The sequence below is a fragment of the Escherichia sp. HH41S genome (assembly GCF_009820115.1).
Classification (GTDB): domain Bacteria; phylum Pseudomonadota; class Gammaproteobacteria; order Enterobacterales; family Enterobacteriaceae; genus Escherichia; species Escherichia coli_F.
This window is the reverse complement of record NZ_VNXE01000105.1, coordinates 92,425-116,393: the sequence shown is the minus strand read 5'-3', so window position 1 is coordinate 116,393 and position 23,969 is coordinate 92,425. Positions and strand designations below refer to the sequence as shown.

24 protein-coding genes are annotated in these 23,969 nt (G+C 50.0%); 17 read left to right on the top strand and 7 right to left on the bottom strand.

Annotation, left to right across the window (positions count from 1 at the left end):
* Window positions 1–3 precede the first annotated feature (3 nt).
* Entirely contained in the window at window positions 4–1,098 is a 1,095-nt protein-coding gene (gene yaiW, locus FQZ95_RS20740) for a surface-exposed outer membrane lipoprotein YaiW (RefSeq protein ID WP_000092052.1), read from the top strand.
* Window positions 1,099–1,155: 57 nt separating this feature from the next.
* On the opposite strand, the gene FQZ95_RS20735 is transcribed toward yaiW, so the two are convergent.
* Window positions 1,156–1,464, bottom strand: a complete 309-nt coding sequence (locus FQZ95_RS20735) for a YaiY family protein (protein ID WP_000763146.1) — start codon at window positions 1,462–1,464, stop codon at window positions 1,156–1,158.
* A gap of 259 nt (window positions 1,465–1,723) precedes the next feature.
* Between FQZ95_RS20735 and FQZ95_RS20730 the strand changes: the two genes are divergently transcribed.
* Window positions 1,724–1,936 carry a DUF2754 domain-containing protein gene (locus FQZ95_RS20730; RefSeq protein WP_000056900.1) on the top strand — a complete coding sequence of 71 codons (213 nt, stop codon included), beginning with the start codon at window positions 1,724–1,726 and terminating at the stop codon, window positions 1,934–1,936.
* A gap of 21 nt (window positions 1,937–1,957) precedes the next feature.
* Here the strand turns inward: FQZ95_RS20730 and ddlA are convergent, their stop codons facing one another.
* Window positions 1,958–3,052 carry a D-alanine--D-alanine ligase gene (gene ddlA / locus FQZ95_RS20725; protein WP_000413662.1) on the bottom strand — a complete coding sequence of 365 codons (1,095 nt, stop codon included), beginning with the start codon at window positions 3,050–3,052 and terminating at the stop codon, window positions 1,958–1,960.
* A 77-nt stretch (window positions 3,053–3,129) separates the two neighbouring features.
* Between ddlA and FQZ95_RS20720 the strand changes: the two genes are divergently transcribed.
* From FQZ95_RS20720 to adrA, 5 genes are all read left to right on the top strand, one after another.
* On the top strand, window positions 3,130–3,333 hold the full coding sequence (locus FQZ95_RS20720) for a hypothetical protein (protein WP_160530608.1): 204 nt from the start codon (window positions 3,130–3,132) through the stop codon (window positions 3,331–3,333).
* Window positions 3,334–3,514: 181 nt separating this feature from the next.
* On the top strand, window positions 3,515–3,775 hold the full coding sequence (gene iraP / locus FQZ95_RS20715; RefSeq protein WP_000792970.1) for an anti-adapter protein IraP: 261 nt from the start codon (window positions 3,515–3,517) through the stop codon (window positions 3,773–3,775).
* A 100-nt stretch (window positions 3,776–3,875) separates the two neighbouring features.
* A complete protein-coding gene (gene phoA / locus FQZ95_RS20710) occupies window positions 3,876–5,291 on the top strand; it encodes an alkaline phosphatase (protein WP_160530607.1) in 1,416 nt (471 codons plus the stop codon).
* Window positions 5,292–5,409: 118 nt separating this feature from the next.
* Window positions 5,410–5,730 carry a phosphate starvation-inducible protein PsiF gene (psiF, locus tag FQZ95_RS20705; protein WP_001295332.1) on the top strand — a complete coding sequence of 107 codons (321 nt, stop codon included), beginning with the start codon at window positions 5,410–5,412 and terminating at the stop codon, window positions 5,728–5,730.
* A 101-nt stretch (window positions 5,731–5,831) separates the two neighbouring features.
* Complete coding sequence (gene adrA, locus FQZ95_RS20700; protein ID WP_000484041.1) at window positions 5,832–6,947, top strand: diguanylate cyclase AdrA; 1,116 nt, start codon at window positions 5,832–5,834, stop codon at window positions 6,945–6,947.
* Between the two features lie 16 nt (window positions 6,948–6,963).
* Here adrA and proC read toward each other — a convergent pair whose 3' ends face one another.
* Window positions 6,964–7,773: a pyrroline-5-carboxylate reductase gene (proC, locus tag FQZ95_RS20695; protein ID WP_160530606.1), complete on the bottom strand. Its 810-nt coding sequence runs from the start codon at window positions 7,771–7,773 to the stop codon at window positions 6,964–6,966.
* Between the two features lie 119 nt (window positions 7,774–7,892).
* Between proC and FQZ95_RS20690 the strand changes: the two genes are divergently transcribed.
* The 7 genes from FQZ95_RS20690 (at window position 7,893) to FQZ95_RS20660 (ending at window position 13,465) form a co-directional block, all read left to right on the top strand.
* Window positions 7,893–8,351: a YaiI/YqxD family protein gene (locus FQZ95_RS20690; RefSeq protein ID WP_032183449.1), complete on the top strand. Its 459-nt coding sequence runs from the start codon at window positions 7,893–7,895 to the stop codon at window positions 8,349–8,351.
* Window positions 8,352–8,533: 182 nt separating this feature from the next.
* Window positions 8,534–9,058: a shikimate kinase AroL gene (gene aroL, locus FQZ95_RS20685; protein ID WP_000193393.1), complete on the top strand. Its 525-nt coding sequence runs from the start codon at window positions 8,534–8,536 to the stop codon at window positions 9,056–9,058.
* Window positions 9,059–9,107: 49 nt separating this feature from the next.
* The gene (gene yaiA / locus FQZ95_RS20680; protein ID WP_001142439.1) at window positions 9,108–9,299 is read left to right on the top strand and encodes a protein YaiA; all 192 of its coding nucleotides are present in this window, start codon (window positions 9,108–9,110) and stop codon (window positions 9,297–9,299) included.
* 257 nt (window positions 9,300–9,556) lie between these two features.
* A complete protein-coding gene (locus FQZ95_RS20675) occupies window positions 9,557–10,234 on the top strand; it encodes an AroM family protein (RefSeq protein ID WP_001276411.1) in 678 nt (225 codons plus the stop codon).
* Window positions 10,235–10,305: 71 nt separating this feature from the next.
* Window positions 10,306–10,590, top strand: a complete 285-nt coding sequence (gene ppnP, locus FQZ95_RS20670; protein ID WP_000941942.1) for a pyrimidine/purine nucleoside phosphorylase — start codon at window positions 10,306–10,308, stop codon at window positions 10,588–10,590.
* A gap of 143 nt (window positions 10,591–10,733) precedes the next feature.
* Window positions 10,734–13,013: a DUF2773 domain-containing protein gene (locus FQZ95_RS20665; protein WP_160530605.1), complete on the top strand. Its 2,280-nt coding sequence runs from the start codon at window positions 10,734–10,736 to the stop codon at window positions 13,011–13,013.
* A complete protein-coding gene (locus FQZ95_RS20660) occupies window positions 13,010–13,465 on the top strand; it encodes an SF0329 family protein (protein WP_000194192.1) in 456 nt (151 codons plus the stop codon). Before FQZ95_RS20665 ends, FQZ95_RS20660 begins: the two co-directional genes overlap by 4 nt.
* Window positions 13,466–13,542: 77 nt before the next feature.
* Here the strand turns inward: FQZ95_RS20660 and rdgC are convergent, their stop codons facing one another.
* The gene (rdgC, locus tag FQZ95_RS20655) at window positions 13,543–14,454 is read right to left on the bottom strand and encodes a recombination-associated protein RdgC (protein WP_001298537.1); all 912 of its coding nucleotides are present in this window, start codon (window positions 14,452–14,454) and stop codon (window positions 13,543–13,545) included.
* A gap of 124 nt (window positions 14,455–14,578) precedes the next feature.
* Here rdgC and mak point away from each other — a divergent pair, with 124 nt between their 5' ends.
* A complete protein-coding gene (gene mak / locus FQZ95_RS20650) occupies window positions 14,579–15,487 on the top strand; it encodes a fructokinase (protein ID WP_032183452.1) in 909 nt (302 codons plus the stop codon).
* Window positions 15,488–15,721: 234 nt separating this feature from the next.
* Here the strand turns inward: mak and araJ are convergent, their stop codons facing one another.
* The 3 genes from araJ to sbcD all read right to left on the bottom strand — a co-directional run bounded on the left by araJ (window position 15,722) and on the right by sbcD (window position 21,374).
* Window positions 15,722–16,906 (bottom strand): MFS transporter AraJ, encoded by a 1,185-nt coding sequence (gene araJ, locus FQZ95_RS20645; protein WP_115738745.1) that lies wholly within the window; start codon window positions 16,904–16,906, stop codon window positions 15,722–15,724.
* A gap of 125 nt (window positions 16,907–17,031) precedes the next feature.
* Window positions 17,032–20,175, bottom strand: a complete 3,144-nt coding sequence (gene sbcC, locus FQZ95_RS20640) for an exonuclease subunit SbcC (protein ID WP_160530604.1) — start codon at window positions 20,173–20,175, stop codon at window positions 17,032–17,034.
* Window positions 20,172–21,374, bottom strand: a complete 1,203-nt coding sequence (gene sbcD / locus FQZ95_RS20635; protein WP_001221329.1) for an exonuclease subunit SbcD — start codon at window positions 21,372–21,374, stop codon at window positions 20,172–20,174. Before sbcD ends, sbcC begins: the two co-directional genes overlap by 4 nt.
* A 189-nt stretch (window positions 21,375–21,563) precedes the next feature.
* Here sbcD and phoB point away from each other — a divergent pair, with 189 nt between their 5' ends.
* Together phoB and phoR are read left to right on the top strand one after the other, a co-directional pair.
* Window positions 21,564–22,253 (top strand): phosphate response regulator transcription factor PhoB, encoded by a 690-nt coding sequence (gene phoB, locus FQZ95_RS20630; protein WP_000113933.1) that lies wholly within the window; start codon window positions 21,564–21,566, stop codon window positions 22,251–22,253.
* A 57-nt stretch (window positions 22,254–22,310) separates the two neighbouring features.
* Complete coding sequence (phoR, locus tag FQZ95_RS20625; protein ID WP_032302557.1) at window positions 22,311–23,606, top strand: phosphate regulon sensor histidine kinase PhoR; 1,296 nt, start codon at window positions 22,311–22,313, stop codon at window positions 23,604–23,606.
* The last annotated feature ends 363 nt before the right edge of the window (window positions 23,607–23,969 follow it).

Here is a 23,969-nt window from a genome sequence, read left to right as displayed (position 1 = left end):
GTAATGTCGCGCGTCAATCATCTATCTTCGCTTTCGTTATTGGCGGTTCTGGTTTTAGCAGGGTGTAGTAGTCAGGCTCCGCAACCGTTGAAAAAGGGCGAAAAAGCGATAGATGTGGCGAGCGTCGTGCGGCAGAAGATGCCCGCGAGTGTGAAAGACCGCGATGCCTGGGCGAAAGATCTCGCCACCACGTTTGAAAGTCAGGGGCTGGCACCGACGCTGGAAAATGTCTGCTCGGTGCTGGCGGTGGCGCAGCAGGAGTCAAATTATCAGGCAGATCCGCCCGTTCCGGGCTTAAGCAAGATAGCATGGCAAGAGATTGACCGTCGTGCCGAACGGATGCACATCCCAGCTTTTCTGGTTCATACCGCGCTAAAAATCAAATCGCCAAACGGCAAAAGTTATAGTGAGCGGTTAGATTCTGTGCGTACAGAAAAGCAATTAAGCGCGATTTTTGACGATTTGATCAGCATGGTGCCAATGGGGCAGACGCTGTTTGGTTCGCTTAATCCGGTACGTACCGGTGGACCGATGCAGGTCAGCATTGCGTTTGCCGAACAGCATACCAAAGGGTATCCGTGGAAAATGGACGGTACAGTCCGTCAGGAAGTCTTCAGTCGCCGCGGCGGATTGTGGTTCGGTACTTACCATTTACTGAATTATCCCGCCAGTTATAGCGCGCCGATATACCGTTTTGCCGATTTTAACGCTGGCTGGTACGCCAGCCGTAATGCCGCTTTTCAGAACGCGGTCAGTAAGGCCACTGGCATAAAGCTGGCGCTGGACGGTGATTTAATTCGTTACGACAGTAAAGAACCTGGGAAAACAGAGCTGGCAACGCGCAAACTGGCAGGCAAACTGGGGATGAGCGACAGCGAAATTCGACGTCAGTTAGAGAAAGGGGACAGCTTCTCTTTTGAGGAGACGGCGCTGTACAAGAAAGTTTATCAACTTGCCGAAGCGAAAACGGGTAGATCACTACCCCGCGAAATGTTGCCCGGCATCCAACTGGAAAGCCCGAAAATTACCCGCAATCTGACTACGGCCTGGTTTGCGAAGCGCGTAGACGAACGGCGGGCGCGTTGTATGAAACAGTAAGCAAAAGGGAACGCCAGGCCAGATAAGGCATTTTAGGCCGCATCTGGCAACCTACTCTTACTGGCGGCGATGTCGCCAGTGCAGCCATAGCGCCACCACTGCAAAAATGAAGCAGCCAATTAAAAATGGGATCAGCCCGAAAATGGTACCGACACCTAAACCAATTTCCACCCGTGGGCGGCCTGTTTCCTGAGCCTGCATTAAACGCTCATAGACGCCGGGCGCATGCACTAACAGGTTCAGCAATTGCGCCCCAGCCCAAAAGCAAAACAGCACAAACAACGCATAGGCAATGTTGCCAGGCGTAGAAGAGGCATTGCGATATTTTCCGCTAAACAGCGATTTTGACAGGGTGAAATCAGCCATAAAAACCTCCGGAAGTCATCTGCTTCTCTTCTGGTGTCATACCAGCGGCTTATGGCAAGTCTGACAGGTCATTAAGATTGTCAATATCAGAATCATGGTAAATTGATGTTGGGAATATTCCCGAAGCGGGAATATTTGTCACGAGTCACAAAACGGTAACTTTAAGTTAAATTTTTTAACGATACGGGAAATGCTGTCTACCCCACAGACGTAAGTTATCGATTATGCGAAGATGTTATTTTTCGTTAACGGAGCTGCCATGAGTCTGCCTGTAAAAATTCGCCGTGACTGGCACTACTATGCGTTCGCCATTGGCCTGATATTCATTCTTAATGGCGTGGTGGGGTTACTGGGATTTGAAGCAAAAGGTTGGCAGACCTATGCCGTTGGTCTGGTGACGTGGGTGATTAGTTTCTGGCTCGCGGGGCTGATTATTCGTCGTCGCGATGAAGAAACTGAAAACGCCCAATAACAGTTATTGGGCATTTAAAAATTACATCGTGGTTTTCAATGCGTTATCCGCAGCGTGACGCTCCAGCGCCAGCTCGATCAAACGCGTGATCAGGTCGGTGTAACCCAAACCGCTGGCTTGCCACAGCTTCGGATACATACTGATGTTGGTGAAGCCTGGCAGTGTGTTGATCTCGTTGATTACCACTTCGTTCTCTGGGGTTAAAAACACGTCTACACGCGCCATGCCTGCGCAACCCAACGTTTGATAAGCCTGAACGGCAATTGCCCGGATCTTATCGTTGATTTCAGGCGTAATGGCTGCCGGAACCACCACTTTCGCGCCATCTTCGTCAATGTACTTGGTGTCGTAGGCATAGAAATCGCTGGTTAGTACGATCTCGCCACAGGTACTGGCTTGCGGATTGTCGTTGCCCAGAACCGCGCATTCGATCTCACGACCTTTGATCCCTTGCTCAACGATCACTTTATGATCGAACTCGAACGCCAGATCGACGGCAATTGCGTACTCTTCTTCACTGGTTACTTTGCTGACACCAACAGAAGAGCCCTGGTTAGCGGGTTTTACAAACAGCGGTAACCCCAGTTTTGACTTCACTTCGGCAAAACTGATGTTTTGACGATTGGTGCGTGTCAGGGTAATAAATGGCGCAATGTTCAGCCCGGCATCGCGTAGCAGACGTTTGGTGACATCTTTATCCATACAGGCTGCTGACGCCAGAACATCAGAACCCACAAACGGTAAATTGGCGACCCGCAGCATTCCCTGCAAGGAACCATCTTCGCCTAGCGTACCGTGAACAATCGGGAAAATGACATCCACCGTCGGCAATGGCTGACCGTTTTGCGCGTCGATAAGCTGATGCTCATGTTTACCAGGCACCTGCGCAAGACTGGTCGCCGAAGGGCGCAACGCAATATGGGCAGGATCGTCTGCATTTAGCAGATAATTGTTGGCATCGCTGACGTGCCATTGCCCTTGTTTATCAATGCCCAGCAGCACAACGTCGAAGCGACTTTTATCAATGGCATCGACAATGTTTTTTGCCGATTGCAAAGACACTTCATGTTCCGCTGATTTACCACCAAAAACGATTCCTACCCGCAGTTTTTCCATCTTGAAAACCTATCCCGTCTAACACAAAGTGCATACATTACCACGACAAAACGGGGGATTCGCGGCCTTCTGACAGAATGTTGCAATCTTCTACTGACAAAGTGTGCAACGTACTGGTGAAGAAAGTGCGTTATCTCAAAGATGTGTGCAAGATCACAAAAATGATGAACGGGAAGCTAATTTATTCCTGGTTTAAATGGCCATGCAGTGAGTTTTTTTCTCTTAATTATAAGTTAGCAAAGAGAATATATTTCATAACTTTTACTTATAATAAAGGTTGATAATTAAAATCCTATACTTTGTATGGTTACTTATTTAAATAAGAGAAACGTTTCGCTGATAAATATGGAAAAAATATTTGCGCAAAGTATTTCATTCGTCATAAAAATACTACCTCCAGACACTATGAAGTTGTGAAGCATAATGTTAACTTCTCCATACTTTGGATAAGGAAATACAGACATGAAAAATCTCATTGCTGAGTTGTTATTTAAGCTTGCCCAAAAAGAAGAAGAGTCGAAAGAACTGTGCGCGCAGGTAGAAGCACTGGAGATTATCGTCACTGCAATGCTTCGTAATATGGCGCAAAATGACCAACAGCGGTTGATTGATCAGGTAGAGGGGGCACTTTACGAGGTAAAGCCCGATGCCAGCATTCCTGACGACGATACGGAGCTGCTGCGCGATTATGTAAAGAAGTTATTGAAGCATCCTCGTCAGTAAAAAGGTAATCTTTTCAACAGCTGTCATAAAGCTGTCACGGCTGAGACTTATAGTCGCTTTGTTTTTATTTTTTAATGTATTTGTACATGGAGAAAATAAAGTGAAACAAAGCACTATTGCACTGGCACTCTTACCGTTACTGTTTACCCCTGTGACAAAAGCCCGGACACCAGAAATGCCTATTCTGGAAAACCGGGCTGCTCAGGGCGATATTACTGCACCCGGCGGTGCTCGCCGCTTAACGGGTGATCAGAGCGCCGCTCTGCGTGATTCTCTTAGCGATAAGCCTGCAAAAAATATTATTTTGCTGATTGGCGATGGGATGGGGGATTCGGAAATTACTGCCGCACGTAATTATGCCGAAGGTGCGGGCGGCTTTTTTAAAGGTATTGATGCCTTACCGCTTACCGGGCAATACACTCACTATGCGCTGAATAAAAAAACCGGCAAACCGGACTACGTTACCGACTCGGCTGCATCCGCAACTGCCTGGTCAACCGGTGTCAAAACCTATAACGGCGCATTGGGTGTCGATATTCATGAAAAAGATCACCCAACGATTCTGGAAATGGCAAAAGCCGCAGGGCTGGCGACCGGTAACGTTTCTACCGCAGAGTTGCAGGATGCCACTCCCGCCGCGTTGGTGGCGCATGTGACTTCGCGCAAATGCTACGGTCCGAGCGCGACCAGTGAAAAATGTCCGGGTAACGCGCTGGAAAAAGGCGGAAAAGGATCGATTACAGAACAGCTGCTTAACGCCCGTGCCGATGTTACGCTTGGCGGCGGCGCAAAAACCTTTGCGGAAACGGCAACCGCCGGTGAATGGCAGGGAAAAACGCTGCGTGAACAGGCGCAGGTGCGTGGTTATCAGTTAGTGAACGATGCTGCCTCGCTGAACGCAGTGACGGAAGCGAACCAGCAAAAACCCCTGCTAGGACTGTTTGCTGACGGCAATATGCCAGTGCGCTGGCAAGGACCGAAAGCAACGTACCACGGCAATATCGACAAGCCCGCAGTTACCTGTACGCCTAATCCGCAACGTAATGACAGCGTACCGACCCTGGCGCAGATGACTGATAAAGCCATTGAATTGTTGAGTAAAAATGAGAAAGGCTTTTTCCTGCAAGTTGAAGGTGCATCAATCGATAAACAGGATCACGCGGCGAATCCTTGTGGGCAAATTGGCGAGACGGTCGATCTCGACGAAGCCGTACAACGGGCGCTGGAATTCGCTAAAACGGATGGCAACACGCTGGTCATAGTCACCGCTGATCACGCCCACGCCAGCCAGATTGTCGCGCCGGACACCAAAGCGCCGGGCCTCACCCAGGCGCTAAATACCAAAGATGGCGCAGTGATGGTGATGAGTTACGGGAACTCCGAAGAGGATTCACAAGAACATACCGGCAGTCAGCTGCGTATTGCGGCTTATGGCCCGCATGCCGCCAATGTTGTTGGACTGACTGACCAGACCGATCTCTTCTACACCATGAAGGCCGCCCTGGGGCTGAAATAAAACCGCGCCCGGCGGTGAAATTTCGCTGCCGGGTGGTTTTTTTGCGGTTAGCAACCAGACTTAATGGCAGATCACGGGCGCAAACGCTCATGGTTAAAACATGAAGAGGGATGGTGCTATGAAAATAACATTACTGGTTACCTTGCTTTTCGGACTGGTTTTTTTAACCACCGTCGGCGCTGCCGAGAGAACCTTAACCCCGCAACAACAGCGTATGACCTCCTGTAATCAGCAGGCGACGGCGCAGGCGTTGAAAGGGGATGCTCGTAAGACCTACATGAGTGATTGCCTGAAGAACAGCAAGTCTGCGCCAGGTGAAAAAAGTTTGACGCCACAGCAGCAAAAGATGCGCGAATGTAATAATCAAGCAACGCAACAATCTCTGAAAGGTGATGATCGTAATAAGTTTATGAGCGCCTGCCTCAAGAAAGCCGCCTGATACCTGATAGTGCTAACGGGTGAGCTACGAAAATGGCTCACCCGAAATTTCATACTTCTGCCTTTAGCCCCGTCTCTATAATTTGGGAAAATTGTTTCTGAATGTTCCCAAAAATAATGAATGATGAAAACTTTTTCAAAAAAGCGGCGGCGCATGGGGAGGAACCTCCTTTAACTCCTCAAAACGAACATCAGCGGTCCGGGCTGCGCTTCGCCCGTCGCGTCAGACTCCCCCGCGCGGTTGGCCTGGCTGGCATGTTCTTACCGATTGCTTCAACGCTGGTTTCGCACCCGCCGCCGGGCTGGTGGTGGCTGGTGTTGGTCGGCTGGGCGTTCGTCTGGCCGCATTTAGCCTGGCAGATTGCGAGTAGGGCTGTCGATCCGCTTAGCCGGGAAATTTATAACTTAAAAACCGATGCAGTATTAGCGGGAATGTGGGTAGGCGTAATGGGCGTAAACGTGCTGCCTTCCACCGCGATGTTGATGATTATGTGTCTGAATTTGATGGGGGCAGGCGGCCCCCGTCTGTTTGTCGCGGGTCTGGTGTTGATGGTGGTTTCCTGCCTTGTCACCCTCGAACTGACGGGTATCACCGTGTCGTTCAATAGTGCGCCGCTGGAATGGTGGCTCTCCCTTCCCATTATCGTCATTTATCCTCTGCTGTTTGGCTGGGTCAGCTACCAGACGGCGACTAAACTGGCGGAACATAAACGCAGGTTGCAGGTCATGAGTACCCGCGACGGTATGACGGGCGTGTATAACCGACGTCATTGGGAAACGATGTTACGCAATGAATTTGATAACTGTCGGCGGCATAACCGCGATGCGACATTACTGATTATCGATATCGACCATTTCAAGAGCATCAACGATACCTGGGGCCATGATGTGGGCGATGAAGCGATTGTGGCGCTTACCCGACAATTACAAATTACCCTGCGCGGTAGCGATGTGATTGGTCGGTTTGGTGGCGATGAGTTTGCGGTGATCATGTCCGGTACGCCAGCTGAGAGCGCCATTACCGCCATGTTACGGGTACATGAAGGATTAAATACGTTACGCCTGCCGAATACGCCGCAGGTGATGTTACGGATTAGTGTGGGGGTTGCGCCGCTGAACCCACAAATGAGTCACTATCGTGAGTGGTTGAAATCGGCAGATTTGGCGCTTTACAAAGCAAAGAAAGCCGGACGTAACCGCACCGAAGTGGCGGCCTGACGTCCGGCAAAAGTCATCAGGATTTACTGAGTTTTTCTGATTTTTCCATACACTTCGTCATCGCTTCGATCACGGCGGCACGGAAGCCTTTCTCTTCCAGTACGCGTACCGCCTCAATGGTGGTGCCTCCCGGTGAGCAGACCATATCTTTCAGTGCCCCCGGATGTTCTCCCGTTTCCAGCACCATTTTTGCGGAACCCATTACCGCCTGAGCGGCAAATTTATACGCCTGGGCGCGTGGCATCCCGCCCAGCACGGCGGCGTCGGCCATCGCTTCGATAAACATAAAGACGTAGGCTGGCGAAGAACCGCTCACACCGACCACCGGGTGGATCATCGGCTCTGCAATCACTTCCGCTTCGCCAAAGCAGCGGAAAATATTCAGCACATCAGCAGTATCTTCTGGGGTCACCAGCGCGTTTGGCGTTATGGAGGTCATCCCGGCATTAACCAGTGCGGGAGTGTTCGGCATGGCGCGGATAATTTTCCGGTCATGGCCCAGCGCGCGGGCAAGCTGGTCGAGCGTGACACCCGCAGCAATAGAAACGACCAGAGAGTCTTTATTCAGGCTGGAGGTGATTTCGCTAAGCACTTTAATCATGATGCCCGGTTTAACGGCGGCGAAAATGATGTCGGCGATTTGCGCCACTTCCTGCGCCGATTCTGCGGCGTTGATGCCGAACTGGTCATGCAGGGCGGCGACGTTATCCGGGGAGGGGGTATATACCCAGATTTGCCCTGGAAGCACCTGACCGCTGGCAATCAGACCGCCGAGAATGGCTTTTCCCATATTGCCGCAGCCAATAAAACCGATTTTCTTTTCCATTGCCTCACTCCTGCCGTGAAATTCATTGTTTTGATAATCGCTGGCAGAAGCATAAACAGAACTATGCCGGAAGGCAAAAGCGCGACACAATAGAGAATTACCCAACAAAGGATGACTTTATGACAATTTGGGTGGATGCCGACGCGTGTCCCAATGTAATTAAAGAGATTTTGTATCGCGCGGCTGAACGTATGCAGATGCCGCTGGTACTGGTAGCAAACCAGAGTTTACGCGTACCGCCTTCGCGATTTATTCGTACGCTGCGTGTCGCGGCAGGTTTCGACGTTGCCGATAACGAAATTGTCCGGCAGAGTGAAGCGGGCGATTTGGTGATCACCGCAGATATTCCTTTGGCTGCTGAAGCCATCGAGAAAGGCGCTGCGGCGCTTAATCCACGCGGCGAACGTTACACACCAGCGACCATTCGTGAGCGCCTGACGATGCGCGATTTTATGGATACCTTACGCGCCAGTGGGATCCAGACCGGGGGACCAGATAGCCTTTCACAACGTGACCGCCAGGCCTTTGCCGCGGAGCTGGAGAAGTGGTGGCTGGAAGTGCAACGTAGTCGTGGCTGAATGTAATTTATTATTTACACTTCATTCTTGAAAATTTATTGGTATAGTAAGGGATGTATTAAAATTTTCACTTTAAGTGGAACTTTTTCTTTACAATCGAAATTGTACTAGTTTGATGGTATGATCGCTATTCTCATGACACCGGCTTTCGCCGCATTGCGACCTATTGGGGAAAACCCACGATGACACAACCTCTTTTTCTGATCGGGCCTCGGGGCTGTGGTAAAACAACGGTCGGAATGGCCCTTGCCGATTCGCTTAACCGTCGATTTGTCGATACCGACCAGTGGTTGCAATCACAGCTCAATATGACGGTCGCGGAGATCGTCGAAAGGGAAGAGTGGGCGGGATTCCGCGCCAGAGAAACGGCGGCGTTGGAAGCGGTAACTGCGCCATCCACCGTTATCGCCACGGGCGGCGGCATTATCCTGACGGAATTTAATCGTCACTTTATGCAAAATAACGGGATCGTGGTTTATTTGTGTGCGCCAGTATCAGTCCTGGTTAACCGACTGCAAGCTGCACCGGAAGAAGATTTACGGCCAACCTTAACGGGGAAACCGCTGAGCGAAGAAGTTCAGGAAGTGCTGGAAGAACGCGATGCGCTATATCGCGAAGTTGCGCATATTATCATCGACGCAACAAACGAACCCAGCCAGGTGATTTCTGAAATTCGCAGCGCCCTGGCACAGACGATCAATTGTTGATTTTCGAGCGCCTATACTTAACGTTCATCCCGTGAAATAAGGAAGAACGATGCCAACGAAACCGCCTTATCCTCGTGAAGCATATATAGTGACGATTGAAAAAGGAAAGCCAGGACAGACGGTAACCTGGTACCAACTCAGAGCCGATCATCCTAAACCAGACTCGTTGATCAGTGAACATCCAACCGCTCAGGAAGCGATGGATGCGAAAAAACGCTATGAGGACCCTGACAAAGAGTGACCGCATCAGACTGCTCGGAAGGGATTCTGAGTGCCACCACAAGGGATCTGCGTCACATTTTTCACAATTCATGTTTTTCAAATAATTAGAATATTAAACAATAACAATCCATTACTGGAATCATTTGGAATCTTTACATTATGCCGTGCAGGTCTGCTGCTACGCTTTTTGTCATTTGTAGCACAGGTAAGTGTCGGCAGTGGTGCTTAGCGCTTGCCCGGTAATTAACGACGAAATAAAAGTAAGGTGGAAGAACAATGAGTGCGTCGTTGGCGATCCTGACCATCGGCATTGTACCTATGCAGGAAGTTTTGCCGCTCCTGACAGAATACATTGACGAAGATAATATTTCCCATCATAGCCTGCTGGGGAAGTTAAGCCGCGAAGAAGTGATGGCGGAGTACGCGCCAGAAGCAGGCGAAGACACAATTCTCACATTATTAAATGACAACCAGCTGGCCCATGTTTCGCGTCGCAAAGTGGAGCGAGACCTGCAAGGTGTGGTTGAAGTGCTCGATAATCAGGGTTACGACGTCATTATATTAATGAGTACGGCAAACATTAGTAGTATGACCGCGCGTAATACGATCTTTCTTGAGCCGTCGCGAATATTGCCACCGCTGGTTTCCTCTATTGTTGAAGATCATCAGGTGGGGGTTATCGTACCGGTTGAAGAGCTACTGACCGTTCAGGCGCAAAAATGGCAAATTTTGCAGAAACCGCCAGTATTTTCATTGGGTAACCCCATTCATGATTCGGAACAAAAAATCATTGATGCCGGGAAAGAATTACTGGCAAAAGGCGCAGATGTCATCATGCTGGATTGTTTGGGATTTAACCAGCGTCATCGCGATTTACTGCAAAAACAGCTCGATGTTCCTGTCTTGCTCTCTAACGTATTGATTGCAAGGCTGGCAGCGGAATTGCTGGTGTAATTTTGCGTGACAGCCAGCGCCTCTGGCCCCTATAGTGAAGTAGATGTTCAACTACCAGACAGGGCCAGTTTATGCTTCAAAGTAATGAGTACTTTTCCGGCAAAGTGAAATCGATCGGCTTTTCCAGCAGCAGCACTGGTCGCGCCAGCGTGGGTGTTATGGTTGAAGGCGAATACACCTTCAGCACCGCTGAGCCTGAAGAGATGACGGTAATCAGTGGTGCGCTGAATGTGTTACTGCCTGACGCGACCGACTGGCAAGTGTATGAAGCCGGTTCGGTGTTTAATGTTCCCGGTCACAGCGAGTTTCATCTGCAAGTTGCCGAACCCACCTCTTATCTGTGCCGCTATCTGTAATTCCTCGCCTTCCCCATGAACGGGAGGGCATTTTTCTGAAATATCCTCTCTTTAACCCATAATAATATTCCCTTTGCTGCGATTTTTTCGATTTCCGATATATTCATAATTCATCAAGGTTGATATAAATATCAGTGAAGATTATGAATGGAATTAATATATTGGTCATCTGTATGGTCGTGTTTTTTATGACTGGCAATGCATGTGCCACAGAGTGGATCAGTAGCGAGGACCTTATCACCTCTGACTTTCATCTTATGACGGCAGACGAGCGCAACGTGGTTAAAGCGGCAACCAACGATAGTATGGAAGCTGCTTATATGCTGAAAGATAATATCCGTTGGTATTATCATAATGGTGACCTATCATTACCCGCTAACTTCAGCAATCAAAATAAACTGGTGGTGAACGGTAATTTAACGATTTCCGGCGATTATGATGATTATCTGTCAGGTAATGGTCATCTGATTGTATTAGGTAATGTTATTGTCGACAACTTTATTAATCATGATTTCGCGTATGTCAAAGGGCAGATGACAGCGAAAGGTTTGGTTTATGCTGATTATAATGATCACAACTTTGAAGTGATGAAAGGAATTAGCACGCGAGGCATTATTGTTTCCGATAAAGCAACGCAATTTGAGGTCATCAAAGCTGAGTTTTATATCAATGAAGATGAAAGCGGTGAAGAATATAACTGGGACGAGAATATTCAAAAAGCCTATTCACTGGTGACGCCTAATCTTTATGATCATAGTGAAATCGAAACCGATAATATTTCCAATGCGTATCCTGACTATGATAGCGTCGTAGACAATATCGTTCAGGGTTTACCTCTTTTTCGAGATAAAGCTGCTCCTGAAATTAATGAGAAATTAAAATGGATTGAAACGGGGAAACTCGATAATTTCCTTGCGGATAAAATAAAGCATGAAGATCCACTGGTGGCACGTTTTCTGACTCATATAGAGCGTTTGTCAACCGCCGTTATGCTGCAACTGTTACAGCACCCCGATGACCAGACGCGTGAATCGATGGCGCAGTCCTGGCCCGCTCAACAGATGCATTTGCTTACCGACGAAATAATTAAAGATGAAGCTGTTGCCAGAGGACTGGTTAAAAACAGCAATATATCCGCCGAAGTGAATAAAAAATTAATGTCTGTACCCGTCGAGAGCGTACAGCTGGAGCAGGCCAGACAGGATAATCTTTCTCCTGATATTGTTGTGTCGTTAAGTCAAAGCCCTTTTCTCAGTGTGCGCAAGACATTAATCAGCCATTACGATTACGCCTGGCTGGTTCCAACTGCAGTGGTCGATGAATTGATAAATAGCGAAGATCCGGAGTTACGCGAAAGAATTACCGGAACCGATTTAACCGCACAACAAGCGGTGTTGTTGAGTAAAGATAAATCGCTGAAAGTTCGTCAAGCATTAGCCCGGACGCTTACTGAACTAAAAATCACCCAACTGTCAGCGACCCTGAGGACAGAGGATGTTGAACGTATCGCAGAACAAATGTATCTGGATAATAAAGAAAATAAAAATATCGTGAAGGCGTTATTGGTCGCTTTGCCGGAGTCGCGTCAACTGACTTTGGCAAAAGAAGATGTGCACAATTTACGTGACGGCATGCGTTATCTGACCTCGAAGGAAGTGATTAGTTATCTACTGAATCAGCATGACATTCCCAGCATCTGGTATGAGCTGGCACGCGATAAATTGTTACCTCTGGAGTATAAGAAACAATTATGGCAACACACCTTAAAATTAATGATGAGTAAACGGCAAGAAGATCAAGAGCAAGCCTACGAAGTACAGCTGGCGCTGATTGATAATGGTATTATTGACGAAGAGATGCTTAATAATGCTATCGATTTACTGGTTTATTTACCTGCTGAATACCGCTATCGGATGCGAAACCAGTTATTTGATAATAAAGATTTACCCTCCGGAATTATCAACAAACTCGATCAACAGTATCGTTTTAACTCCGACTGGGCGTTGTCTGTTGTCAGTATGAAAAATAGCACCCGTAGACAAAGTGAAAGAGGATTACACCGCTGGAATCATGAGGAAAGCGATATTTTTGCGGAGCTGGATACGATAAAAGATAAATCAGATGATGAATGGTGGTGCGGATTGCTGAAAAGTCACAATGATCATTTGCGGCAGACGGCGTTGCGCAATGTACATACCCCAGCCTCTTTGTTAACGACATTGACTGAGTCACAGGATCGGGCGCTGGCTATTAATAATCCACAGTTGGCTGCCGATGTGAAAACGGCGTGGTTAAAAGAGGATCCATCATTAATCTTATTTGTCGATCAGCCCGATCTTTCGCAGTTACGTGATTTAGTGAAAACCGGGGCAACGCGGCAAATTCGCAGTGAAGCGCGTAACCGGTTTGAGGAAAAACAATGACACAACGCCCCTGGAGCAAGTTACAGAGGGAGATTTATGACTTACTGACGCCAACGATCAACCTGCAAATTCACTGTACCCGTTATCCCATGCGCAGCCAAAATGGTGGAAGCACCGATTTACCGCGTTATTGGATCACGTTGGATAAAGACGTGATCTGGGATTACCCAAAAGACTTTATGGCAGGCAATGGTGGAGTGCGTAATTTTCATGGTGAAACTTGCTGGTATCCTTATCTGACGGATATTTGTTCAATTTCTGATTTATTGCGTGAATATATTGATACCCCAAAAGCGGAGCTGTTAACGAAACAATTTACCAGCGATAAATGGGGGTTAGTGAATATTCTGCGTGCCGCTGACAGGCGAATAGGGATGAGACGGTTGGATCAGTTACGGCGTAAAACGCATAATATTGCTGCGCTAAAAATTATTGCCCGCCGTAGCGAATGATTATATGCCTGGTGTGGATTCGTACGCCGGATAAGACGCCGCAGGCGTCGCATCCGGCATTAAAGGCAAATCAGCAATTAACGTTGTGCTTCGCCACCTAATCCTTCGATCAGGTTTTGGATTAATGCTGCCAGTTCACCGGTCATCAGGATGAAATCGGCATCAAAACGTTGGGCAAAATCTTCACGGTCGATATCTTCGTTTTGATCGCGCAGCTCGTCGCAGAACTTCAGACGCTTGAGTGAACCATCGTCGCACATCACAAACTGAATGCGCTGCTGCCAGTCGAGCGCCAGTTTAGTCACCACTTTTCCTGCTTCAATGTGGTTGGTGATTTCTTCGCTGGTCAAATCTTGTTTCTTCGCGCGGATCACGCCGCCATCTTCCAGCAACGATTTCAGTTCGGCTTCATCAAGCAGCTGGAAGCCTTGTGCCGCACTACCAGAGCGTACCCATTCGGTCAGCGTCAGTTCAATCGGGTTTTCCATGCTCAATGGTACAACCGGTAACGACCCCAGGCTTTTACGCAGTAATGCCAGCGTATCTTCTGCTTTTTTGGCACTGGCGCAGTCCACCATAATCAAACCGTTTACCGTGTCGATCCACATCATGGTTTGGCTGAAACGGCTGAAAGCGCGCGGCAGAAGAGAGTGCAGCACTTCATCTTTCAGCGAATCTTTTTCGGTTTTCTTCAGCTTGCGCGCCTGTTCCGCTTCCAGCTTGGCGATTTTTGCTTCCAGCGCCTGTTTAATCACCGGAGACGGGAGGATTTTTTCTTCTTTGCGTGCGCAGATAACAATTTGACCATTGGCAACGTGCGTTAACGCATCGCTGTGCGATCCCATCGGAGGAACCCAGCCCATCTTCGCCATGTCCTGGCTGCCGCATGGGGTAAATGCCATCGAGGCTAGCTGTTTTTCCATCTCTTCTGCACGCAGCGAAATCTCGCGGCTAAGACGGTAAACCATTAAATTTTTGAACCACAGCATGATAATTTCCACGGCCTTGTCGTTAAATTTAGCGGGCATGATAACGAATTGTCGGCGGCCTTGCATTGCCAATCCGGTTGTCCGTCTCTACGCTATTGATATTGAAAAAAATAAGGAGAGTACCGTGCGTATAGGTATCGATTTAGGCGGCACTAAAACTGAAGTGATTGCACTGGGCGATGCAGGGGAGCAGTTGTATCGTCATCGTCTGCCCACGCCGCGTGATGATTACCATCAGACCATCGAAACGATCGCCACGTTGGTTGATATGGCGGAGCAGGCGACAGGGCAGCGCGGAACGGTAGGCATGGGCATTCCAGGCTCGATTTCGCCTTACACTGGCGTGGTGAAAAATGCCAATTCAACCTGGCTTAACGGTCAGCCATTTGATAAAGATTTAAGCGCGCGGTTGCAACGGGAAGTGCGGTTGGCAAATGACGCCAACTGTCTGGCGGTCTCGGAAGCGGTAGATGGCGCAGCTGCGGGAGCGCAGACGGTATTTGCCGTGATTATCGGCACGGGATGCGGCGCGGGCGTAGCGTTCAATGGTCGAGCGCATATCGGCGGCAATGGCACGGCAGGCGAGTGGGGACACAATCCGCTACCGTGGATGGACGAAGATGAACTGCGTTATCGCGAGGAAGTCCCTTGTTATTGCGGCAAACAAGGCTGCATTGAAACCTTTATTTCGGGTACGGGATTTGCGACGGATTATCATCGTTTGAGCGGACATGCGCTGAAAGGTAGTGAAATTATCCGCCTTGTTGAAGAAAGCGATCCGGTAGCGGAGTTGGCATTGCGTCGTTACGAGCTGCGGCTGGCAAAATCGCTGGCACACGTAGTGAATATTCTCGATCCGGATGTGATTGTGTTGGGGGGCGGGATGAGCAATGTAGATCGTTTATATCAAACGGTTCCGCAGTTGATTAAACAATTTGTCTTCGGCGGCGAATGTGAAACGCCGGTGCGTAAGGCGAAACATGGTGATTCCAGCGGCGTACGCGGCGCTGCGTGGTTATGGCCACAAGAGTAAAAAAACCAGGCAATTGGTGCATCATGCCTGATGCGACGCTTGCCGCGTCTTATCAGGCCTACAAAATGAGCAGCCGTAGGCCGGATAAGGTGCTCGCGCCGCATCCGGCACCGTGCTCAGATGCCTGATGCGACGCTTGCCGCGTCTTATCAGGCCTACAAAATGAGCAGCCGTAGGCCGGATAAGGTGTTCACGCCGCATCCGGCAATAAGCAACGTGTACCGTGGCTGCAATCTATCCCACTGGTTTCGCCAGCACCGGACAATCCGCCGCTTGCTGGCGCTTATAGCGACCATACAGTAGCAACGACGACATCGCAGCAAACGAGAGCAGGGCGGCAGGCAGCGCCACGTAATTATAAGTCAGCCCCAGCGTCAGCATCATACCTCCGCAATATGCGCCGACGGCGCTACCGAGGTTAAACGCTATTTGCCCACCTGCGGCACCTAATAATTCTCCACCTTTGGCATTTTGCAGTAACAATATTTGCAGCGGTGCAGAGAGGGCAAATAATCCCGCGCAACAAATAAAAGCAAAAATAAGCGACGTTGTTTTCATGCCGCCGAAGAAAAAGAGCATCAGCAATGCCAGCACAATAATGAAATCAGTCACTGCCGCAATGCGTAGTGGTGAATAACGTCCTGAAATCCGGCCACTTAGCACATTCCCCAACACCATCCCCAGCCCAACTAACATCATAATAAAGGTCATCGCCGTTTCCGAAAAACCGGAAATAAACATCATGTATGGCTTTACGTAGCTGAACCAGGCAAATACACCCGCGTTGCCAAACATCGTGGCAGCGAAAATTAACCACGGGGCCGGGCTGCGCAAAAAGTGAAATTGTTCGCGCAGCTTTCCTTTCGCCTCGTCGCGAATATCCGGCACCCAAAAATAGACCGATGCCATCACCGCGATATTAAACACAGAGATCAATAAAAAGGTGTAACGCCAGCTAAACTCCTGACTTAAATATGTCCCCAGCGGAATGCCCAGCAAATTGGCAACTGTCATCCCCGAAACCATCCCCGCCACGGCGGCGGTGACTTTGCCGGGTTTGATAATTTTCGATAACACAATCGCCCCGACGCCAAAAAAAGCGCCATGCGGAAAACCGGATACCAGACGACCAAGGGCGAGCATCAGGTAAGACGAAGAGAGCGTGAACATGGCATTGCCAATAACGCACAACGCCACCAGAAACAACAAGATATGTTTGAGTGAGTAGCGGCTGGAAAAGAGGGCGATGATTGGCGCACCGACCACCACCCCCAGCGCATAATACGAGATCATATGCCCGGCAGCAGGAATCGAAATTCCTACGTTATGCGCCAGCTCCGTGAGCACGCCCATAATGCCAAATTCGGCCATCCCCAAACCAAACGTGCCCAGAGCCAAAGATAAAATGACTTTTTTCATACCACCATCACAACCACCAGAACGGCTACCAATCACCGTAGCCAATAAAGTGATAGCTTGCAGGATAACGACCAGTGAGGCCAAGAGATAATTCGCCCCTCTGTATTCATTATCCTGCTGAATAGTTATTTCACTGCAAATGCATTTTCCAGCTTGCTGTAGCCTAGTCCGTTGATCTTTTTCACTTTGATCTGCACCGGAATACGCTCTTTCATCGCTTCAACGTGGCTAATCACACCGATGGTTTTGCCGCTGGCGTTCAGGGCATCCAGCGCATCAAGGGCGGTGTCCAGCGTTTCGCTATCCAGCGTGCCAAAACCTTCATCAAGGAACAGCGAGTCAATACGCGTTTTATGGCTGACCAGATCCGAAAGCGCCAGCGCCAGCGCCAGACTGACGAGGAAACTCTCGCCACCGGAAAGGGTACGGGTATCGCGTACCGCATCTGCCTGCCAGGTATCAACAACTTCGACTTCCAGCGCCTCGCTGGCTTTGCGCTGTAACAGATAGCGCCCGTGTAGCCGGGTAAGTTGCTGGTTAGCCAGATGGACCAGATTGTCCAGCGTCAGTCCCTGGGCGAACTTGCGGAATTTATCGCCCTCTTTGGAACCTATTAGCGAATTCAGATATCCCCAGTCCTCAACCTGCTGCGTCATTTGAGCAATTTGCTGCATTAAGGTTTGTTGTTGCTGACGGTTTTCCGCATCCTGTTTCAGCTGTTGACGAATCTCGCCCTGACTGGTGGTGTTTTCACGCAACTTTTGGTGAGTTTGCGCTAACTCTTGCTGAATCTGCTCCACCGTCACACTGAGATCCAGGCCGTCAGGTCGGTGTTGCTGATGCTGTGCCAGCGTTTCTGCTGTCTGAGCGGTCAACGTTTGCGCCTGACGGCGCTGGTTTTCCAGATTCTGTTTGAGCTGTTCCAGTTGCGTTAGTGTTTGTTCATCCATCAGTGCTGCAAGGAACGCCTGTTGATCGTCAAAGACGCTGGCCTGTAGCGCGGTGTCAAACTGCGCCTGGGCTTTTTGCAGACTTTGTGTCGCCAGAACGCCCTGCTGCTGCAACGTTTGCTGCTGGCTTTGTAACGCGAGACATTGTTCATGAATTTGCCGCCAGTTTTCCAGTGCCACTGTTTCTTCGCTGTGCGGTAACTCATCACCTTGCGGTAACGTATCCAGAATCGGCGTCAGTTGCTGAATACGGTTTTGCAGCGTGGTTAATTCGTTCTGACGCTGTTGCCAGCTCTGCGCTTCTTGCTGACGTGTCGCTAACCAGCTCTCTTCTTCATTTTCCTGTGGCAATGCCAGCGCGTAACTCGCTAATGCCGCAGAGAGTTGCTGCTGGCGTTGTTCAATTTGCTGTTGATACTGGATAATTTGCTGATTATGCGTAGCAATCTGCCCTTGTAATTCATGTCGTTGGCTGAGTAACCGCAATTGGCGTTCATGTTCATCTTGTGCATCCAGCCACGGTTGAATGTCGTCCTGTGGCTGCAAGGTGATATTGAGGCTGGCTGTGACAGCTCGCCACTGTTGAGTAAGTGCTTGCTCATCTTGTCGGAGGCTTTGCGCTTCGTTCTCATCGCGCTGAAGCTGCTTCGTTAATGCATCCAGTTGCCCGCGCAGCGCCGCGCCTTCCTCCCCGAGCTTTTTCACTTCGTTTTCAAGCGTCAGTAAGCGGGCCTGATTAACACCCGGTTCCAGTGCCTGATACGCCTTGACCGCCGGGTGGTTGGTGGAACCACAAAGTGGGCAAGGCTGACCCGCCTGTAACTGCGCACGTTGAACTTCCAGCGTTTTGATACGAGCTTCCTGCTCGCAAATGGTTTTCACATCGGCAAGTTGTTGCGTTTTTTCTTTATAACGCTGGCGCATTTCGTTAAGTGCGGCGTTACGTTGCGTCTGTTCCTGCGTGACATTCTGGATAGCAACCTGTAATTGCGCCAGGCGTTTTTGTTGGGGAACAATCTGCCCATGCAGCGCGACCAGGCGCTGACGCAGCGTGCGTTGCTCAGCATGTTGCGCCTGGGCGCTAGCAACTTCATCGGCGCTTAACGTCAACGAGATCGCCGGAAGTGAATTAAGTTTTTGCTCTGCATGGGTTAACTGTTGCTGCCACTGCCGCAGATGCTCGCGTTCGCTGGTTTGTTGAGAGAATTGCGCACGCCAACCCGCCAGTTCGTTGTTCCACTGACGGAAGCGGTCGTGTTCCTGTAACCAGGCATTCAGGCTTTGTTGCTGCTGCTGTAATTCTGCAGACTGCTTCGCCGCGTGGTGGCGAATGCTCGCACGAAGCGCCATTGTGCGCTGTAAGCGAGTATTTACTTCTTCAATCTGCTGGCGAGTATGCGCCAGTGCCGCAGTGTGTTCTGCGATGCGTTCCCAGTGCGGACGAAGATTTCGCGCCGGTTGTGCCAGACTGAGCGCCGCCAGTTGAGGTTGCGCTTTTTCTTCTTCGGCTAACGCTTGTTGCAATACCTGCTGACGGCGGCTGGCTTCTTGCTGCAATTCGTCCAGACGCGTTAACCAGTTTAGCGATTGTTGTTCTTGCTGCTGCGCGGCGAGTAACTGTTTCTCTTCGACAGTGAGTACCTGCAAACTTTCTGTCAGCGATTGCACTTGTTCTGGCGCTAATAACGCGACGCCGCTGGCCTGCGCTTGCAGTTTCTCCAGCTCAGTACGGGCCGATTTATGCTGTTCAAAAACCATCGCCGAGATTTGCCCGTAGATCTCGGTGCCGGTTAACTCCTCGAGCAACTCCGCGCGTTCTTTTGGTTTGGCATTCAGGAAGGCAGCAAATTGCCCTTGTGAAAGCAGCATCGAACGGGTGAAACGCCCGTAATCCAGTCCGGTTAACGTCGCCGTCAGTTCCAGCTTATCTTTCACTTTGTCAGCGAGAATTTTGCCATCGGTACAGCGCGCCAGCTCTACGCGCGGCACCTGCAAATTACCGTCTGGCTGGTTACGCGCCCGATTCTGGCTCCAGAAGGCACGGTACGCTTCACCTTTGACTTCAAACTCCACTTCCGCCAGACATTCGGCGGTATCGCGGGTCATTAGATCATTTTGCGATTGTGAAACGTTAGAAAGGCGCGGAGTTTCGTGATACAGCGCCAGGCAAATGGCATCCAGCAGGGTGGTTTTCCCCGCGCCGGTTGGGCCGGTAATCGCAAACAGCCCATTGCTGGCGAACGGCTCGCGGGTGAAATCAATCTTCCATTCGCCTTTTAACGAGTTCAGGTTTTTCAGGCGCAGGCTGAGAATTTTCATGCTTCGTGTTCTCCGGCGAGGGTCTGCAGCGTCGTGGTGAAAAGATGTTGCAGACGTTGCTGCTGTGATTCATCCAGTTCTTCCAGTGCGAGACGACGATTAAACACCTCTTCGACGCTGAGTTCGCTGAGGGTTTCACGCTGTTGGCTGGCTAACACACGCTCGCGCTGTTCACGGCTGCGGCGTACCAGCAATACTTCGACAGGCAGTGATTCAGTTAATGCCTGGATTTTGCGCTGAATATCATGCAGATACTCATCAGTAGTGATTTCGATATCCAGCCAGACAGGTGGTTCCTGTGATACATCGCGCCACTGTTCCAGCTGTTCGGTAATCGACGCCAGATCGCCTTTCAGTACCGCCATCGGTTGCGTTATCGGCACGCTCAGGTTTTCCACGCTCTCTAATTTGCCGTTTGAAAATGTCACCAGATGGACATATTTACTTTTTCCGCATTCATCAAAACTCAGTGGAATGGGGGAACCGCAATAGCGAACATGTTCCATGCCGCCAATAATCTGTGCGCGGTGAATATGCCCGAGCGCGATGTAGTCGGCTGGCGGAAAGTTTTGTGCCGGGAAGGCGTCCAGCGTGCCAATATAAATGTCACGCACGGCGTCACTTTTGCTGGCACCAACGGTCGTTAAATGCCCCGTGGCGATGATGGGCAGAGGCTGATCGCCGCGCAGTTTGCAGGCATCGGCATAATGTTGTTGGTAATAATCGGTAATAGCCGCCAGCAAATGTTGTTGTTTTTCAATACCGTTAAGCCCCGCCTGGCTGGTAATAATGTCACGCGGGCGTAAAAAAGGAATGGGGCACAGCACTGCGCCTGGCGTCCCGTCGCGACGAGGCAAGATTTGCGGCGCATGTCCGGCGCTGGCGACCACGGTAGTATTGAGGAACGCCATGATATCGCGCGATTCATTCAGCGTGGCGACCGAGTCATGGTTTCCTGCCAGTACCACCAGATGACAGCCCGTTTGCTGTAAATTGACAACAAAACGGTTGTATAACGTGCGGGCGTAACTGGGCGGTGATCCGGTATCGAAAACATCACCGGCAACAATAATCGCATCCACCTGATGGGTTTGCGCTGTTTCCAGCAGCCAGTCAAGAAAGGCCTGGTGTTCAGCTTCGCGGCTTTTACTGTAGAAGTTCTGGCCGAGATGCCAGTCTGAGGTGTGAAGGATGCGCATAACGATTCCCTGGCGAAAAAGCATGGGCGCGATTATACCCAAACAGATGTGCCATTTGCTTTTTTCTGCGCCACGGAAATCAACTACCTGAAGATATGTGCGACGTGCTTTTCATAAATCTGTCATAAATCTGACGCATAATGACGTCGCATTAATGATCGCAACCTATTTATTACAACAGGGCAAATCATGGCGAGACGTATTCTGGTCGTAGAAGATGAAGCTCCAATTCGCGAAATGGTCTGCTTCGTGCTCGAACAAAATGGCTTTCAGCCGGTCGAAGCGGAAGATTATGACAGTGCTGTGAATCAACTGAATGAACCCTGGCCGGATTTAATTCTCCTTGACTGGATGTTACCTGGCGGCTCCGGTATCCAGTTCATCAAACACCTCAAGCGCGAGTCGATGACCCGAGATATTCCAGTGGTGATGCTGACCGCCAGAGGGGAAGAAGAAGATCGCGTGCGCGGCCTTGAAACCGGTGCGGATGACTATATCACCAAGCCGTTTTCGCCGAAGGAACTGGTGGCGCGAATCAAAGCGGTAATGCGCCGTATTTCGCCAATGGCGGTGGAAGAGGTGATCGAGATGCAGGGGCTCAGTCTCGACCCGACATCTCACCGGGTGATGGCGGGCGAAGAACCGCTGGAGATGGGGCCGACAGAATTTAAACTGCTGCACTTTTTTATGACGCATCCCGAGCGCGTGTACAGCCGCGAGCAGCTGTTAAACCACGTATGGGGAACCAACGTATATGTGGAAGACCGCACGGTCGATGTCCACATTCGTCGCCTGCGTAAGGCACTGGAGCCCGGCGGACATGACCGCATGGTGCAGACCGTACGCGGTACAGGATATCGTTTTTCAACCCGCTTTTAACGCCTTGCTCATCGGACGCAGAGCAGGGCTTATGATTTCTTAACTGGAGTATCTTACGTGCTGGAACGGCTGTCGTGGAAAAGGCTGGTGCTGGAGCTGCTACTTTGCTGCCTCCCGGCTTTCATCCTGGGTGCATTTTTTGGTTACCTGCCCTGGTTTTTGCTGGCATCGGTAACAGGACTGCTTATCTGGCATTTTTGGAATTTATTGCGCCTTTCATGGTGGCTGTGGGTGGATCGCAGTATGACCCCGCCTCCGGGGCGTGGTAGCTGGGAACCGCTGCTATACGGCTTACACCAGATGCAGCTGCGTAATAAAAAACGTCGCCGCGAACTGGGCAATCTGATTAAACGCTTTCGTAGCGGCGCGGAGTCGCTGCCTGATGCGGTGGTGCTGACCACGGAAGAGGGCGGTATTTTCTGGTGTAATGGTCTGGCGCAACAAATTCTTGGTTTGCGCTGGCCGGAAGATAATGGGCAGAACATCCTTAATCTGCTGCGTTATCCGGAGTTTACGCAATATCTGAAAACGCGTGATTTTTCTCGCCCGCTCAATCTGGTGCTCAATACCGGGCGGCATCTGGAAATTCGCGTCATGCCTTATACCCACAAACAGTTGCTGATGGTGGCACGTGATGTCACGCAAATGCATCAACTGGAAGGGGCGCGGCGTAACTTTTTTGCCAACGTGAGCCATGAGTTGCGTACGCCATTGACCGTGTTACAGGGTTACCTGGAGATGATGGATGAGCAACCGCTGGAAGGCGCGGTACGTGAAAAAGCGTTGCACACCATGCGCGAGCAGACCCAGCGGATGGAAGGGCTGGTGAAGCAATTGCTGACGCTGTCGAAAATAGAAGCCGCACCGACGCATTTGCTCAATGAAAAGGTTGATGTGCCGATGATGCTGCGCGTTGTTGAGCGCGAGGCTCAGACTCTGAGTCAGAAAAAACAGACATTTACCTTTGAAATAGATAACGACCTCAAGGTGTCTGGCAACGAAGACCAACTTCGCAGCGCGATTTCTAACCTGGTTTATAACGCCGTGAATCATACGCCGGAAGGTACGCATATCACCGTACGCTGGCAGCGAGTGCCGCACGGTGCCGAATTTAGCGTTGAAGATAATGGACCGGGCATCGCACCGGAGCATATTCCGCGCCTGACCGAGCGTTTTTATCGCGTTGATAAAGCACGTTCCCGACAAACTGGCGGTAGCGGATTAGGGTTAGCGATCGTGAAACATGCGGTGAATCATCACGAAAGTCGCCTGCATATTGAGAGTACGGTGGGAAAAGGTACGCGTTTCAGTTTTGTTATCCCGGAACGTTTAATTGCCAAAAACAGCGAATAATCCGCCTTTGTCATCTTTTATTGCCATAAGCCAGCTGATGCTGGCTTATTTTCTTTGCAGTCAAAATACGGGCGTTAGATTTTACAACGGTTGGTGATTTTTTGTTCGCATGATTAGCCATGTCTTTTTCACGGAAATAGTGTTTTATACTGGTTGGTGATTTCTTATCGCTATATACCTCTGGTTTTTAGATCCCTTCTTGCTTTAAAACGTTATAAGCGTTTAAATTGCGCTTCAGGTGCTGTCATACTGACTGCATTCACGCGGTAAATCGAAAAACTATTCTTCGCCGCGCCTGGGTGGGAGTATTTCCCGCTAAAATTGTTTAAATATACCGCTGTATCATCCCCAGGGATTGGCACA